Origin of the sequence: Bacillus sp. G402 (genome assembly GCF_051172515.1) — a bacterium.
GTDB classification, from domain to species: Bacteria; Bacillota; Bacilli; order Bacillales; family Bacillaceae; genus Bacillus; species Bacillus altitudinis.
In genome coordinates, this window is record NZ_JBPIZC010000001.1 from 764,154 (window position 1) to 780,636 (window position 16,483).

The window sequence follows — 16,483 nt, forward strand, 5'->3', positions numbered from 1 at the left end:
TGCCGTTCCCCCTCTTAGCTTCAGCGGCTATTCAACACTTCTGCGATATGCATCACTTTAACTGGCTTATGAAGACGATTCAGCCTTCCCCCGATATTCAGCAGACATCCACAGTCAGCACCGATGATATATTCAGCGCCTGTCTCCTCTATGCTTTGTACTTTTTCATCGACCATCTGCTCAGAAATGGGTGTCATTTTGATTGAAAAAGTTCCTCCAAATCCGCAGCAATTTTCAGCGCGAGGCAATGGTTCCATCACCAAATCTTTGACATTTGATAACAGTGTGAAAGGCGCTTCCTTAATTCTAAGCAGTCTCGTCATATGGCAGGAGGTATGATAGGTGGCTTTTCCTTTCAAACTCGCTCCTACATCTGTTACATGTAATATATCAACAATAAATTCCGTTAATTCATATGTTTTCGCAGCAAGTGCCTGAGCACGGGCGAACCACGCTCGGTCTTCTTTAAAAAGGTGCGGATATTCTAAAAACATGGCCTTACAAGAACCTGATGGTGTGACGACATATTCAGCTGATTCAAAGGCTTTCATCATATTTTTGGCCGCTTTGATTGTTTCTTTTGTATAGCCGCTGTTAAAGGCGGGCTGCCCGCAGCACACTTGTTCTTCAGGGAATTCCACTTCAACACCAAGCCGCTCTAATACCTCAACAGTCGCCTTTCCTACATGTGGCTGCATCGTGTCAATGATACAGGTGACAAATAAACTGACTCTCATCGGCGAACTTCCTTTCTTTTACTGCACCTTGATTTATATCTGGTCATCTGACGACTAAATAATAGACTTTCATTTCATTTTAATCCCAAATTTCTGAAATTTCAACGAACGGATTTGTCTAAAATTTGGACATCATGCTTGTGTGACTAAATGAAAAAAACACCCTATGAAAAGGGCGTTTGGATGTTTATTTTTTGGTATTAATTATAGATGTTAATGAAAAAAGGCTCCCAAAGGATTATATTACTATTTATGAAGAATGTATCTAAGGTACTTACTACGTTTACTAGTGTTGTATTCAATGTTATTATGTGATTTCTCAAACCAATCACTCTTTAAAATTACTATAAGAATGTGTCAACATATGAAAAACTTCTTCTAAACTATGAGTATTTTCATTCATTTGACTGTCTTGTAATCTTATTTCCTCCAAGCTACCGGTGGCAATACAATTTCCTTTTTCAATTATTACTAGTCTGTCACATAACTTTTCTGCTACTTCAAGTATATGAGTACTGAAGATGATGGAGTTTCCTTTATTAGTAAAGGCTTTTAAATAATCTTTAATCGCCTTTATGCTTTCTGGATCTAATCCTGTAAATGGTTCATCCATAATTAAAAGAACCGGATTATGAACTAAGGCACCCATTAATATAATTTTTTGACGCATACCTTTTGAATAGGTTTTGATTAAGAAATCAATTTTTCTTTCAAGAAAGAGTAGTTGGGACAGTTCGGAAATAAAAAGATCAATTTGATTAGAAGGAACTCCTCTTAATTCACCCATGAAGGTTACGTATTCCCTACCTGTTAAATAATCATAGGGACTTAAATCATCAAATACACAGCCAATCTGAGACTTATATTCATTGGGATCCTCAACTTCATATAAACTTACAAATCCGCTGTCAGGTTTCATTAATCCTGATAATATAGATAAAGTTGTCGTTTTACCCGCACCATTTGAACCCAATAAGCCTAAAATTTCACCGGAACTTATGTGGAAACTTATTTTTTTAATCGCAGGTATATTGTCATATGACTTTGAAATATTCACTACATTTAACATATAATCATCCTTACTCACTAAATTCACTTAAAGATGCGAAGTTTTTAAATTCTGAATTAGTTAATTTTTTACAGCATAAGTGGAAGAGTATTGAGCTAATCATAAATGCCATGCATGAAAATAATATTACGGTTAACAAAGAATTTTTGGAGAGCATGATGATTAAACTCCCAATGATAATAAATAAACTCGACAAAAATTTACTCATGATACTGGACCTTGTACTAGGCAAATCCAGATAGGTTTCTCTTTCATAATTCGGGAAGGTAATACTGGAGACTAGAGCAATCAGTATTGTAACAACCGTAGTTAATAGATTTAAAGGAAGAATTAATAAGAAATTGACGTGAAATACTAAACAGGTTGCTGAACTAACAATAATTGAAAAAGGCAGTGCAACTCCTAACAAACTAAGCACCTTCGCTAAGCAAATTTCTTCTACTCTCACAGGAGTAAGTAAAAGGTAAACGAAACTTTTTCCTTCAAAGTCGGGCGAAAATCTATTAAAGAGTCTATGGATTACCATGACGGCTCCTGAAAGGTGGAGAATAGCAAAGATCGATAAATGATTTCCCTCTATAAAAGAAATATTTTTGGAGGCTAAAAGATAATAAGGTATAAATATCAATATGTATTGAAAGGTAATTAATAAAAATGTTTGATTAAATCTATACATCTGGATTCTTTGAAAATGTTTATAATCTTTTTCAACAATTTTCCTTGTTAAAAATGAAATAAATTTAAGATATTTTAGAACCATAGGCAATCTGGACAAATACAAGTTAAATAAGCTGTTTCTTATCTCTGTTCCAGAGACATTGGAATTATTCCGCTGAAAAAAAACAATATATGTATAGACTTCTAAATGTTTTAAAGATTTACCCATTAACAAACAAATACAAATCCCTATAAAAAGGGAGATAGAGAGAATTGTCCATTTATCACTTATAAAATGAAATGGGTTAAAGAATACTAGTAAAGACTGGATAATATAATGGTTGTAAATTAATAAGTATTTTTCCCTCACCAAGCTACTAGGTATATATTCAACAAAAGGAAAAAGAACAGAAAAAAAGAGTATAATTATTATTATTCTTGTGAATAAAAGAAACAGGCTATAATTCAATCCAATTCTTTTACTTACTTTAGCAGAAATTATTTTCATCACTATATAGATTTTTAACGTTGCTACAATTAATATTATAGGAGTTATAAAAAGAAATAAAAACATCCCAGTTGCTAAACTAAGGTTCAGCTTTGTGGCTATATGAATGAAAAAGAGCACGAATATTACGAAGAGTAGTAAACGTTTAAATAATTCACGCCCAATTAACTTACTGAGTATTATTTTATTAACAGATGGAACAATAGAAGATAGTAACTTAAAGTCTTTAAGATCTAGCATACGGTACACATTAGAATAAACATTGCTAGTCAGAATGAACAATATTATTAATGAAAATAGTCTATAGGCCCATTCACTTTGCTCTTTTCTAGTTAATGGTTCTAAATTCTCAAGCATAAATTCAACTGTATAAGAAGTAAAAAAATTAACAATAGTCAAAGTAACAGTGATGATGATACTTCCTACAAGAAATGGGAGATAAACACTATGCATTCCCCCATTTTTATGGTTATACAAAAACCTGTTTAAGATACTTCTAAATTTATATTTGTTAATCAAATAAATTTCTCTCATATCCATCTACCTCTAAACATCAAAATGATATTTAAAACTAACTTCATATATTTAGGAGTATTAATCCTTCAATCAATGACGCTGCGAATAAAAAAATAATATACATAGTAAGTAGGACAACCATATCTATTAAGTCCTGCTTCTGTATAAATTTCCGATTTCCACGAATGGATTCAATCGCTATTTCAGCAGGTTTTATAGCAAATGCAGTGACTAGAGCTATAGCAATCATCTCAAAAATCCCATGAAATATTGTGAATTTAATTACAGTTGAAATTGACATTGTTTGAGAGATGCTATAGATGGATACTCCAAGTAAATATCCTTGTAAGGAAACATATATTATTGATAAAAAACCGAGTGAAAAAACCCCAATTAACGCTGGCAGCAAGATAATGAAATTATGCGAAAAAATTGAGAAGCAAACAGCAAAAACATCATTCTCACTATCACTAATCCCTTCCTCCAAAAGGGGAATGGTAGTCACGTTCATATCATTGTTAATCGATAAGAATAATACAGTACCGAAAAAGCTAATAAAAACAACTAATAAAGCTAGCTTCAACACCCGGAAATTTCTCTTTATAAATAGTTTTAGCCAATTATAATTGGAATGGTACAGTTTAATCTTCATATAATCACCTTGTTGACTCAATTGGTTTTCTTTATGTTCTCAATTCGTTTTTCAAAAGAGGGGTGACTTTCACGCCATTCAGACTTTCTTCCATAATCTCCATCTTCTTCTTCAATAAGACTGCTTAATTTAATCAAAGTATTGAGATACAGTGTTTTATTCTCAAGATGGGAAACAGCAAAGTTATCAGCCTGAATCTCAAATAACCGGCTGATTTTCTTTGGCAACCATTCCGTAATAAAGATCATGAGAATTACTCCTACTGGGAAAATAAGAACATATTGCCACCATCCGTTAGCAAGCATCACCTGTCTGGCATAATACATACTGATGCCCATAAATAATGTTACGATCAAAGTTAGAAACATGGTATAATGCGCATGTTTTAACTTCGCATGCCCCATTTCATGGTATAAGATGGCGCGAATTTCATCTTTTTCAAACTTATCTAACAACCCTTCTGTCACATACACATCGACTCTTCTTTTAAATGGAAGTTTAAAAGAATATATCCAGGCATTCACATCCTGTTTAGAGTCTTTTTTGACCCAAATATTTACCTTTTGGTTTGTCTTATTCTCAATATCCTTGCGAATATTCATGAATGCTTCCGTATTTAAAAGTTCATATTTGTTTATTATTTTTTGAATGATTGAGTAACCAAAAATAAATAATATGATTAGGGCGAAGTACCAGCCACAAAATAGAAAAAGGTTATCCATGATCTTCGCTTGAAATGACAAAGGAAGTAATAAATATGATCCGAAATATAACAAAGATAAGGTGACAGCACCAAACAAAACAACTTGCTCCCTAACATTCATTAAGAACGAATTTCCTGACGCGCCTTCATTTTCTTCTAAATCTTCAGGCGTATCTTTTGTAGTATACTCAAATGAATAAGCTGTCAATAAAATTGACAGGAAACTAGGTACAAGTATAGAGAGAATAATGCTTAATACATAAGAGCCTGTTATTGATAGCACATATCCCATTAAGAAATAATAATTTAATCCCAAGGGAAGAAAAATGGCTAAAACAAAGGGAATAAATAATGTGAATAGGTTTTTCATAGATTCATGAAGATTAAAAAATAAAAATAACATAGCTGGAAAAAGAATTCCCATTAACGTAATTAATATAATATATATGGTATTATGCTTAAAACCTGTTTTGACCTTAGTAGTTTCTGTTAAATTCATTAGATTGTATTTAGAGAAAAAAGGATTTTGCGATACCTGTTCCATCTTGATTTTATCATCATGAATAGGTTCAAAACCTCTTCTTAGAAAAACTGTTGCCTTATCTTTTATTAATTTTTCAGTTTCAATTGTGCTAATTCCATCCCTAGATGGAATCTCCGTGAAATGTATTTGCTTTCCCCCCAATTGAAAGGCTGCTTCTGATCGATCTTTGAAGGGATCTTCTTGATAGGTTAATAAAAAATCACCTTGATAAAGGGAATGGGAGATTAACACTTTTGGATTGTTATTTTTGTTCGAATCAAGTAGAACAAATGGAGAAACAACTGCTGAACGGATACCAACTTCAATCAAAATGACTATTATTGTAATAATGCTTGCAATAAAATAAGAAAGTGAGGCTTTTCGTAACATTTCATCACATCCTACTAACTGATTATAGGGTTAAAACAATTACATAAATGAAGTGAAAATCTCTGGAATTATTTTTAAAATTGTGTTTAGTAAGAAGGTGAAAGCGATAATCATTATGGACATCCACTTACTAGAACCCCTTAACAAAATTTTCACACCTAAATACATGATTATGTACTGCCAAATGACAAAAAAATCTATATTTTTTAAAAAGCTGCTTAAAAGAGAATTATCGGTATCTTTTAATATACCAGAAAATCCTTTAATCTCGTACAATTCTCCAGAAAACATAACTAATAACGAGAAAGAAAACACCTTAATGGCTATAGGAACCCAACTATAACCGATAATACTGGATACCGCTCTTAATTCCCGGGTTTCAGTAGAAAACAGTGATACCATAAAATAGATGACAATTGATTGAATCAGCCACTCTATAAGTAATCCTCCACTTATAATAAAAGTGAAAATACCAATAATGATAGCTGAATTAGACAACTTGTCTTCTAGTTCAAACAGGTGAGAAATTTCCTGTATTAAAAATTGTGAAGTGGATAGCACTAAAAATATTCCGATTAGCATAATTAAAATGAACGGATAAAAATTCTTGGGTCTTTCAATTATTTTATTAAATAAAGCTACTGGTTCAAATAATACAGATACGAATGATTTGACGCCCTCTACAATTCCTTTCACCACACGGCTCCCCTTATACGTAATTAGTAAAGAAGAAGTAGTTATGAGAATCATAACTACTCTTCATTACTTACCATGTAACAGCTGCTTTTTTACCTTTTCGTTTGATATACCACTTTAATGACATCCTTGCTGCCCAAGCGATAGCCGTTATGGTTCCAAATGAAAAGAGACCTAACACTGTAGATATTGCCGTAGCAACGTCAGACCCCGTCATCACCATGTTGACAATTTTGGATGCCTTTTTTTGAGCCTGGTTCCAAGTAGTCTTTTTACTATGTTTATTAATGATTTTGGCAAGGTTCACTTCTAATGATGATTTTTCTAAATTCTGGATATTAGAATTACTAAATTCGTTTTGATTATACTTCACTGGTGACCCAATAGTTCCAAACATCACTAAAACAGATAAAAAGACCATCCCAAAAGCGGCTAGGATTTTAGAATATTTACTATTAATTTTTCCCATAATTACCACCTCCTCCTATTATTATCTAATATTACAATAAATAAAATTAGAGTTCAACATTATCATGTAAAAAAATAGATACTATTTAACTATTTTCAATGTTAAAAGATTGTTAACTCTTACGGGTATAGGTTACGTCATGCGTCATTAAATGTCTCTTCAACATAATTAATAGCCCTTTCAATGTATCATTTTTTATATAAACATGTAGTCTCCATGAAAAAAATCGCCCTTTAAGGGCGATTGAGAAGATTTATTTTGAAATCATTTCACGAATTTTTTCTTTGATAGGTGTTAAGGATCTACCTAATAAGGTTTCGAAATCATGGCTTTCGACTGCTAATGCCCCATCGCGAATTCCGCTTTGCATCGCTTTGACAAATGGAACAGCTTCTTTCGGTACACCATTTGACGCTAAAAATTCTCCAAATGTATCTACATCCATGTGCTCTACTTTGATTTCTTTCCCGCTCACTTTGCTGACCATTTGTGCAAGTTCAGTGTGTGTGCGAAGCGGTCCTGACAATTCATAGATTTCCTGATCATGTGCCGGCAGTGTTAACGCATTTGCTGCTGCTTCTGCATAGTCATTTCTTGTTGCCCAGCCGACTTTACCTTCACCAATTGGGCTGATAAACGGCGCTCCGTTCACTGATGCCAGAATCGTATCTTTTTCATTTTCCACATACCAATTGTTTCTTAGAAAAACATGAGGTATGCCAGAGGCCAAAATTGCTTCTTCTGTTTTTGCATGGTCATGTGCTAGGTTAAGCTGACTTTCTCTTGCATTGACAACACTTGTATAAGCAATAAATGACACATTCGCTGCTTTCGCTGCTTGGATGGCATTGATATGCTGCTTCACGCGGTCTCCATCCCCAGACGAAATGATCAAAAGGCGATCAATCCCTTGAAACGCTGATTGAAGTGTATCCGGCTGTGTGAAGTCTCCCTTGCGCACATCCACCCCAGCTTCCTTTAGATGGACTGCTTTTTGCGGATCTCGAACACTGACCGCCAATTGTTCAGCTGGTACTTTTGCGAGCAAATGTTTGACGACGAGCGATCCAAGTTGTCCTGTTGCACCTGTCACTAATAATGTCATTGATTTGACCTCCTCATTTTTCGTTCAACGGTGATGTTTCATGTATGAAGCAGCTGGTTTCTTGCATCAGATCATTCGTTATAATCAAAATGGTTACAACAAAGGGGTAAAAAAAGCTCTATGTATGAGCTTTTTCTACTCCGCCTCGATTAATAATTGCTTAATTGTCACTTGTTTAAGATGATGCTCAAGTGCGGACTGTGCTTCTTTAAGTTCTTGCCGCAGTCTCGTATCCATGGCTTGACCAATTGGACATGCAATGACTGGTTGATGAAAGTTAAATAACTCTTCATCTGCGCTTACATCCACAGCCCGGTACACATCTAGTAGAGTAATGTCCTCTGCCGGCCTTTTTAAGGAAGCACCGCCAACTCCTCGGCGAATCTCAATGAGATCCGCCTTTTTGAGCATAGCCATCATTTTTCTGATAATGACTGGATTTGAATTGACACTTTCTGCAATAAAATCCCCTGTGCACTCTTTTGAAACACCCGCAATAAATGACAAGATATGAACAGCAATGGTATACCTGCTGCTAATTTGTTTCACATTCCTTCACCACCGTTGTAATCAATATAGTTACAATGAATGCATTTGTCAATCAATAAACGGATGTTTCTTTCTTTCCCAATCTTCAAATGTCATCATCTCATGATGTTCTCCTGCATCAATTTCAAGCGGTGCTATGCATTCAAGCAAATTGCCATCTGGGTCAAGAAAGTAAATCGCGGCATGAAATTGTGGCGGATTATCAAGAACTAAAGGCTGCTGCTCTTCCGAATAACCAAACATCGGATGAATGCTGATCCCTTTTTCTATCAGCCATTCTTTGATCTGCTCAATGTTGGATGTTTCTATTTGGAAGGCCACATGTCGCGTCGCTGGATGATATGGAACAGTGGACATATCAACCTTCCAAAGGCCGAGCCAGCTCTTTCCTTTCTCAATCCATAAAAAGGCCACTCGTTCATTTTCATGAGCAAGTGTTAATTCCAATTTTTCAAAAAAAGAAATGGATGCCTTCAAATCACTCACAGGTAAATGTGCTTCATACAAGCCTTTCATCATCATTTCAATCACTCCTTTACTATCTTCTATTGTGCAGGAATTGAAAACATTCTTCCTCAGCAAAACGATGTATTTCAACCAAGCCATTGGATTGAGATGGTTAAATGTTTGATCCATTGCATATGGGGGAAGGTGTTCAAATAAAAGAAAGGAGCGTTCAATATGCCTTGGACAATGGAAGATTATCCAGCTTCATTCCAATCACTAGACAAAGTCATTCGAAAAAAAGCACTTGAGATTGCCAACAAAATGGTGCAGGAAGGCTATGAAGAAGGTAGAGCGATTCCAATTGCGATCAATCAAGCGAAAGAGTGGAAAAAGAATGCGACGGAAAAAGAAATGGAGGACTTTCACTCTCATGGTTCTGTGACTCCTTCTAAGAAAAGCAGCTCTGCACGACCTGAGCTCATGGATCATGCGCAGCATGTCGTGAAACATGATGAAGGCTGGGCGGTTCAAACTGAAAAAGCGAAGCGTGCAAGTGAGGTAAAAGAAACGAAACAGGAAGCCATCGACCGCGCGAAAGAGATTTCATCTAAAAAAGGAACAGCAGTTGTCATCCACCGAACAGACGGGACGATTCAGGATGTGGTGAAGCCAAAATAAGACCGCCCTTTGGCGAGCGGTCTTTTCTTTATGCATTCTTTTCTTTTTTAGCGGGTGCTTTTCTTTTCTTAGGTGCTGCTTTTTTCGTTTTTGCCGGTTTTGATCGATCGATAGAAGCCTGCAAAGCGGCCATTAAATCGGTGACATTGGATGAAGCCTCTTTTTTACCTGTCGTTTCTGGCTGAACGGTATGTTCTCCAGAGATTTTGTCTCCAATGACATTCATCAGCTGCTCTCTGTATTCATCGCGATAAGCGGCTGGATCGAATGTGGTGGTCAGCTGCTCAATTAAAAGGAGTGCCGTATCTAATTCTTTCTTCACGATGTTTTCCTCTTGCGGGATATTCGGGACATCTGATACTTGTCTAATTTCGTCAGGGAAATGAATGGTTTCCATTAGTAAAATATGTTCGTAGCACCTAACAATCGCTAATTGCTCCTTTGAGCGAATCATGATCTTGGCTACACCGATTTTCCCTGATTCTTGCAACGCTTTTCTTAATAATGAATAAGCCTTTGCTCCGCCGGTATCTGGAGATAGAAAATAACTTCTTTCATAATAGATGGGGTCGATTTCTTCTATCTTCACAAAATCAATAATTTCGACGGCTTTTTCTTCATTTTCTTTTCTCAGCCTTTCGAGTTCTTCCTCATCCAATTCAATGAATTTATTTTTGGCATACTCGTACGCTTTTACAATTTGCTCTGGCGCTACCTCCTCGCCGCAGTTAGCACAAACCTTTTTGTAGTTAATCGGCGTATGGCATTCTTTATGAAGCTGTCTTAATTTAATATCTTTGTTTTCTGTAGCGGTAAACAGCTTGACTGGAATATTGACCAGTCCGAAGCTAATGCCGCCCTTCCATACTGTATGCATCGTAACGCCTCCGTTCTTTTCTTCTTACTATGTAATGTTTTCATCAGAGTTATGTATGTTTATGAAAATTTCATCCCACCATAAGAACACATGATGTAAGGAAGTGAAAAACACAATGAAACCGATGCGTTTAACGTCTGCACATGATATTCCTGCTGGAGCAGACTGGCTGTATGAATTAAAATATGACGGCTTTAGGGCCATTCTTATATGGGAAAAAGACGCCATCCATTTAGAGAGCAGAGCGGGAAAACGATTAAACAAACAATTTCCTGAAGTCATTGATCAGTGCCAGCAACTAACAAAGCAGCTTGCACCTTTTTTACCGCTGACCCTAGATGGAGAATTGGTCTTTTTACTGAGTGAACAAGAAAGCGACTTTACAAAGGTTCAGCAAAGAAGCCGCCTGAAAAACACAGAAACCATTCAACGCCAGGCTAAGCGGTTTCCATGTCATTTGATTGCATTTGATCTATTGAGATGCAAAGGGAAATCCCTCGTTGATTTACCGCTGATTGAAAGAAAAGCTGAGCTGCATGAGGTGTTCCAAGCTGCAAATCTTCCTCCCTCCGTTCAGCTGAATCACCCCTCTCTTCTTCAAATCATCCAAACCGATACCAGCCCTGATGACATGAAAAAAATCATGCTGACCTATTTAGCGGAAGGATTAGTTGCTAAAAAGAAGATGAGTAAATGGCAGGAACATACCCGCTCGAAAGAATGGCTCAAAATCAAAAATTGGCGGTATGTATCTGTCATCGTGACTCGTTTTGATAAAGACAATGGCTATTTTCAAGGATGTCTTTATCAAGAAACGAATCTCTTAGAGGTTGTCCAATTTAAGCATGGTTTTTCTAAAGAAGAAGAACAAACCCTGCGCACCTTATTTCTAACCAAAGGTCAAATGACTGGAGCATCACATTATGAAATCCCACCATCCATTGTCGCAAAGATCGCCTGTATTTCTTTTGATGGATCAGCCTTACGAGAGCCCCGGTTCTTTTCGTTTTTATTCGATGCAGATCCAGCAACGTGTACCTTTCAACACATGCTCAAACAACTTTATCCGCTCCCAGCTATGATTGACGTCACCCACCCAGAGAAACCGGTTGTACCTGCCCTTCATATCACAAAGGCAGATTACTTACTTTATTTGAGGCAAGCCGCTCCCTTTTTATTACCCTTTTTACGTGAAAGACGTCTTACGTTAATACGCTTTCCTCATGGCACTGGTGGAGAATCTTTTTATCAAAAGGCAACGCCCGATTATGCGCCTGATTTTGTTGAGACAGATCAAGCGAACGATATTTCTTACACAATCTGTAATGATCCTGACACGTTGCTTTGGCTTGGTAACCAGCTGGCGATGGAATTTCATATTCCTTTTGAAACGAGAGATACAGATCGGCCTGTAGAAATTGTATTTGATTTAGATCCGCCTTCTGTTAAAGAGTTTCACCTAGCAATAGAAGCAGCCAAACGAATCAAGGCCATTTTAGATGGACTCTTTCTCACCGCATTTATTAAAACAAGTGGTGGGAAAGGGCTGCAAGTTTATATCCCATTGAAGAAAAATGCCTTCACATATGAACAAACTAGACAATTCACTGCGTTCATCTGCCAATTTTTATGCGAACAAGCACCCGAGCTGTTTACGCTAGAGCGTCTAAAGAAAAACCGCGGCAACCGTTTATATTTAGACTACCTTCAACATGATGCTGGAAAAACAATCATCGCCCCGTATTCCCCGAGAGGAAACGAGCTTGGACTTGTTGCAACACCGATTGAATGGGAAGAATTAAATAGCGAAGAATGTCATCCTTCTTTATTTACGATGCCGGCTGTTATGAAACGTCTAAAGGAAAAAGGCGATCCATTCCGTCAAATGAGGCACCATGTGAATGATGATTCTTTTCGACAAGTTTTATATCAGCTGCAGGACATATTACCAGCTCATAAAATGGACACACGCGGTCATTAAGCGTTACACTTATTCATTAGAGAGGAAGAAAGGGATGACTATTTTGACCGCACACTCAATACGAAACATTGCACTGATGTTCTTATGTCTTACCGCAGGAATAGTGGATGTTATTGGCTATTTAAGCCTTGGGCATGTGTTTACAGCAAATATGACGGGAAATATTGTACTGCTTGGCATTGCAGCAGGCAGTTCATTGCAGTTAACCGCTCTTCATTCCATCACGGCACTTAGCGGATTTGTTCTAGGTGTTTTACTAGCTGTTGTCATAGGTGGAAAACAAGAAAAAACATTTTGGCCAAAAGCCGTTACACGCATCTTTATCATAGAAGTCATCATCTTGCTTCTATTTGCTCTTATGACCATTTTTCCTTATACGCAAGGTGCTTATTTTATGCTGATTATCCTTTTAAGTATGGCGATGGGCATGCAAACGGCGGCCGCACGCAAATTAAATGTCGCTGGCATTTCTACAACAGTTTTAACGAGTACACTTGCTAACTTATTTGAAGATTTGGCGCAACGCTTATCAAATCGGGAAAAAAGAAAAGCCCCTATTCAGCATGTGAGCTTGCTGCGAATCGGTTCTATTGTCTTTTACTGCCTAGGTGCTGCTTTAGCTGCGTATACAGATGCTTACGATCCGTTTATCATCATTTGGCTGCCTATTTGCATCCTAGGGGTTATTGTGATCACAGCTACATTTAAGCACTTTCACCAATTGAAATAGCCAATCTTAGATGGCTATTTCAATCACTGTGATGAAACATTAATAACTTCTTACATAAAAACCAGGAGGACGCCCCATAATGAATGTGGAGCCATATGGAGAATATCCAGAAAACGTCCCGAACCCTCCATATCCAGGGTAACCTCCTAAGCCCGAGAACACGCCAGGGCTCACATAATACCCGCCAAAGCCAATATGAGGTCCCACTGCTCCGCCGCTAAAACCGCCGCCATGAAAGCCTCCATACACCCGTGGATCCATACAATCACCTGCCTTCAACTTACACTTCATCTCATCATATGCGTGACAAATGGAGCGGTGTTCCCTCTTTTGTAACAATTTCTATGTACTATAGACCAATTTGATGAAATTTGAATGAAAAGTCCTGCAAAAAATTAAATTAAGCAAAGAAAGGTGACCTTTTTAACTTGTTGCTCTGCCCTATGTTTATTTAGAATAATGGAGCAGGTAACAAATTTGCACACCCCCTTTGTTGCGAATTCTTCTTATTAAACGTTCTTGCAGCGTTTAATAAGAAGAGCCTATTTTCACCCATATAAAAAACCCTTGCTGATGATCATCAACAAGGGCGAGATATGATTGGGTGATTAACCACCAATGATTTTTTCTGCTACTTCGAAAGAACCCGCTACATTTTCAGTTAAAACAGCCGCAGCGACCGCTAAACCCACAACGAATAATACTTTTAATCCTGTTTTCATCTTATATCAACCCCATTCTTTTCATATGTAAATCCGCTTCTAAACTTTTATTCAAGTAAAAAACAGACTGCTCATAAAGTGCTTGCTTTTCACAATACTTTGCAGCAAAGTGAGAAAGCTCTTTCACTTCATGATATTCATTCTTTTCTTCTAACTTTCTTAATTTCTCATTAATTTGCTGAAATCTTTGTGGCACATTCGTTAAGTAAAGATCATGTACGATGCCTATTTTGAGCTGAAACACTTCATGAGAAGCATCTTTTATTCGTGCATATGCAGCCTCTATATACTGGCTTGCGCGCTGCTTTTCACCAATCACACAGAGTTCCCGGCTGATCAGATACGTAGAATGGAAAAAGAAATCTGAATCATAATACTCTTGATGAGACAATGCTTTTTCAAGATGGCTGATGGATTCTTTCGGTTTATTCCAAAATGAATATAAAATGGCCACATTATGATGGTGCTGAGCCAGCATAAAATCATCCTGTTCGCTCGTCAACACCTCTTCCGCCAAACGATAATTCTCAAGCGCTTCTTCGTACCTGCCAATCTCTGTAAGGTTGGCTGCAATAAGAGAATATGAAAGTGCAGTTCTTCTTTCATATTGCTTGTGACGTTTATAGACGTGTAGAGCCCTGCGAATATAACTTAATGAAAGCATAATATGACTCAGGCGATAGTAAAGCCACGCGACCTTAAAATCGAAATCAGCGCGTTCAATTTCACTCGGAATTTTATCTAAGAGCTTTTCCGCACTTTGATACATCTGTAATGCAACCTCATAATTCCCCTGATGCTGTTCATACACACCCTCATAAAAATCAAAATAATAAGCAAGGCGATTAGACAAATCATCATCTTTTTTCCCATAATGGCCTTCTATACTTTTCGTTGAAACATTGCCTTTTTGCCCTCTTAAATTGTACATCAGAATATGATGCCTTTTCTCTAGAAGAGAATAATACATGAGGATGTCAGCATCATCAATTTCCTCTACTGCCTGTTTCGCTTTAGCAAATAGCCGTTCTGCCTCATCTGCATGATCTTTTTTGATTTCCATGTTCCAGTCATTTAATAGTGATGCCAATTCCGCCACAGGAACTTTGCTCATTCTACACCCCCAATCACCTTCAGCTACACCACATGATTTCACTAAATATGGAACTTCTATTAGCAATTGCTAATTCGTCCATTTGACATCATTTTAATATGAATCACTTGAATCTTCAATAACCGATTCCTTTGTTATTGCGTTTCTTTCTCCTAGTCAATGATGTATACACTAAAAATTCCGTCTTTTTTCTATTAAAGGCACGGTTGAATTGAAAAAAAAGCCCTTATTGGGCTTTTTGGATTTATTCCAATCTGATAATGGTTAATGCCGCTCCAACAGATCCCCCGCCAAGTAATACTACGGTTGCGACTAAACCGAATATTTGAAGAGAAATTTGATTCCCTGCTGCAAGTGTTGTAATGAGAGATACATTGTAGGTAGATGTAGATAAAGCAGGTGTTAAAATAGACCCTGCTATGGGGGTTCCGTTGTTAATTACTCTTGTTCCTGCCAGAAGTGCAGCGTTTGTATTTACTTGATACGTGATGAAATATCGTCCTGAAACAGGTACAGTAAACACCGTATTACCACCACTTACGGTAAATCCATCTAAACTTTGGTTATTAGGCAGCGTCACTGCCGTTCCGCCCAAAACAACCAGCACCGTACTTCCCGACGTATTGGATGCGTACATCGAGTTAGTTGTTAAACTAGTACCGGTTGGACCTGTGTCACCTGTGGCTCCCGTTGGGCCAGTTACTCCCGTTGGGCCCGTGGCTCCCGTTGGACCAGTTATTCCCGTTGAACCCGTGGCTCCCGTTGGGCCAGTTACTCCCGTTGAACCCGTGGCTCCAGTCGGGCCGGTTGGACCGGTTACTCCCGTTGAGCCGGTTATTCCTGTTGGACCCGTGGCTCCCGTTGAGCCGGTTATTCCTGTTGGACCCGTGGCTCCCGTTGGACCAGTTACTCCTGTTGAGCCCGTTGCACCAGTTGGGCCAGTTACTCCTGTTGAACCCGTGACTCCCGTTGGGCCAGTTACTCCCGTTGAACCCGTGGCTCCGGTTGGGCCAGTTACTCCCGTTGAGCCGGTTATTCCTGTTGGACCAGTTATTCCCGTTGAACCCGTGGCTCCAGTCGGGCCGGTTGGACCGGTTACTCCCGTTGAGCCGGTTATTCCTGTTGGACCAGTTATTCCCGTTGAACCCGTGGCTCCCGTTGGGCCAGTTACTCCCGTTGAACCCGTGGCTCCCGTTGGGCCAGTTACTCCCGTTGAACCCGTGGCTCCAGTCGGGCCAGTTACTCCCGTTGAACCCGTGGCTCCAGTCGGGCCAGTTACTCCCGTTGAACCCGTGGCTCCCGTTGGACCGGTTATTCCTCCACACATATTAAGTTGGGCGCACATGTCTCACACTACTTT

Annotated in this window: 17 protein-coding genes; 3 read left to right on the forward strand and 14 right to left on the reverse strand. The window is 38.0% G+C overall.

The window, feature by feature from the left end:
- Nucleotides 1-20: 20 nt before the first annotated feature.
- The 10 genes from ACSBQP_RS04095 to ACSBQP_RS04140 all read right to left on the reverse strand — a co-directional run bounded on the left by ACSBQP_RS04095 (nucleotide 21) and on the right by ACSBQP_RS04140 (nucleotide 9,096).
- On the reverse strand, nucleotides 21-737 hold the full coding sequence (locus ACSBQP_RS04095) for a (Fe-S)-binding protein (protein WP_035700904.1): 717 nt from the start codon (nucleotides 735-737) through the stop codon (nucleotides 21-23).
- Nucleotides 738-1,065: 328 nt separating this feature from the next.
- Entirely contained in the window at nucleotides 1,066-1,806 is a 741-nt protein-coding gene (locus ACSBQP_RS04100; RefSeq protein ID WP_142155163.1) for an ABC transporter ATP-binding protein, read from the reverse strand.
- A gap of 10 nt (nucleotides 1,807-1,816) precedes the next feature.
- Nucleotides 1,817-3,505 carry a hypothetical protein gene (locus ACSBQP_RS04105; protein WP_309173070.1) on the reverse strand — a complete coding sequence of 563 codons (1,689 nt, stop codon included), beginning with the start codon at nucleotides 3,503-3,505 and terminating at the stop codon, nucleotides 1,817-1,819.
- Nucleotides 3,506-3,548: 43 nt separating this feature from the next.
- Complete coding sequence (locus ACSBQP_RS04110; protein WP_435028207.1) at nucleotides 3,549-4,073, reverse strand: stage II sporulation protein M; 525 nt, start codon at nucleotides 4,071-4,073, stop codon at nucleotides 3,549-3,551.
- Nucleotides 4,074-4,156: 83 nt separating this feature from the next.
- Complete coding sequence (locus ACSBQP_RS04115) at nucleotides 4,157-5,755, reverse strand: M48 family metallopeptidase (RefSeq protein ID WP_435028208.1); 1,599 nt, start codon at nucleotides 5,753-5,755, stop codon at nucleotides 4,157-4,159.
- Nucleotides 5,756-5,794: 39 nt separating this feature from the next.
- Nucleotides 5,795-6,451 carry a YIP1 family protein gene (locus tag ACSBQP_RS04120; RefSeq protein ID WP_435028209.1) on the reverse strand — a complete coding sequence of 219 codons (657 nt, stop codon included), beginning with the start codon at nucleotides 6,449-6,451 and terminating at the stop codon, nucleotides 5,795-5,797.
- A gap of 70 nt (nucleotides 6,452-6,521) precedes the next feature.
- A complete protein-coding gene (locus ACSBQP_RS04125) occupies nucleotides 6,522-6,920 on the reverse strand; it encodes an uberolysin/carnocyclin family circular bacteriocin (protein ID WP_435028210.1) in 399 nt (132 codons plus the stop codon).
- Nucleotides 6,921-7,173: 253 nt separating this feature from the next.
- Entirely contained in the window at nucleotides 7,174-8,025 is an 852-nt protein-coding gene (locus ACSBQP_RS04130; protein WP_255835939.1) for an SDR family oxidoreductase, read from the reverse strand.
- 135 nt (nucleotides 8,026-8,160) lie between these two features.
- The gene (locus ACSBQP_RS04135) at nucleotides 8,161-8,574 is read right to left on the reverse strand and encodes an Rrf2 family transcriptional regulator (protein WP_008343943.1); all 414 of its coding nucleotides are present in this window, start codon (nucleotides 8,572-8,574) and stop codon (nucleotides 8,161-8,163) included.
- 48 nt (nucleotides 8,575-8,622) lie between these two features.
- Nucleotides 8,623-9,096, reverse strand: a complete 474-nt coding sequence (locus ACSBQP_RS04140; protein WP_008343944.1) for a VOC family protein — start codon at nucleotides 9,094-9,096, stop codon at nucleotides 8,623-8,625.
- 159 nt (nucleotides 9,097-9,255) lie between these two features.
- Here ACSBQP_RS04140 and ACSBQP_RS04145 point away from each other — a divergent pair, with 159 nt between their 5' ends.
- Complete coding sequence (locus ACSBQP_RS04145; protein ID WP_007499382.1) at nucleotides 9,256-9,699, forward strand: DUF2188 domain-containing protein; 444 nt, start codon at nucleotides 9,256-9,258, stop codon at nucleotides 9,697-9,699.
- Between the two features lie 28 nt (nucleotides 9,700-9,727).
- Here the strand turns inward: ACSBQP_RS04145 and ACSBQP_RS04150 are convergent, their stop codons facing one another.
- Entirely contained in the window at nucleotides 9,728-10,576 is an 849-nt protein-coding gene (locus ACSBQP_RS04150; RefSeq protein WP_008343945.1) for a Ku protein, read from the reverse strand.
- A gap of 115 nt (nucleotides 10,577-10,691) precedes the next feature.
- Between ACSBQP_RS04150 and ACSBQP_RS04155 the strand changes: the two genes are divergently transcribed.
- Both ACSBQP_RS04155 and ACSBQP_RS04160 read left to right on the forward strand, forming a co-directional pair.
- A complete protein-coding gene (locus ACSBQP_RS04155; protein ID WP_335358077.1) occupies nucleotides 10,692-12,557 on the forward strand; it encodes a DNA ligase D in 1,866 nt (621 codons plus the stop codon).
- A gap of 34 nt (nucleotides 12,558-12,591) precedes the next feature.
- A complete protein-coding gene (locus ACSBQP_RS04160; RefSeq protein ID WP_008343947.1) occupies nucleotides 12,592-13,287 on the forward strand; it encodes a YoaK family protein in 696 nt (231 codons plus the stop codon).
- Nucleotides 13,288-13,326: 39 nt separating this feature from the next.
- Here ACSBQP_RS04160 and ACSBQP_RS04165 read toward each other — a convergent pair whose 3' ends face one another.
- The 3 genes from ACSBQP_RS04165 to ACSBQP_RS04175 form a co-directional block, all read right to left on the reverse strand.
- On the reverse strand, nucleotides 13,327-13,548 hold the full coding sequence (locus tag ACSBQP_RS04165; RefSeq protein WP_008343948.1) for a hypothetical protein: 222 nt from the start codon (nucleotides 13,546-13,548) through the stop codon (nucleotides 13,327-13,329).
- A gap of 462 nt (nucleotides 13,549-14,010) precedes the next feature.
- Nucleotides 14,011-15,123 carry a tetratricopeptide repeat protein gene (locus ACSBQP_RS04170; protein ID WP_008343950.1) on the reverse strand — a complete coding sequence of 371 codons (1,113 nt, stop codon included), beginning with the start codon at nucleotides 15,121-15,123 and terminating at the stop codon, nucleotides 14,011-14,013.
- 244 nt (nucleotides 15,124-15,367) lie between these two features.
- Complete coding sequence (locus ACSBQP_RS04175; RefSeq protein ID WP_435028211.1) at nucleotides 15,368-16,468, reverse strand: BclA C-terminal domain-containing protein; 1,101 nt, start codon at nucleotides 16,466-16,468, stop codon at nucleotides 15,368-15,370.
- Nucleotides 16,469-16,483: the final 15 nt, after the last annotated feature.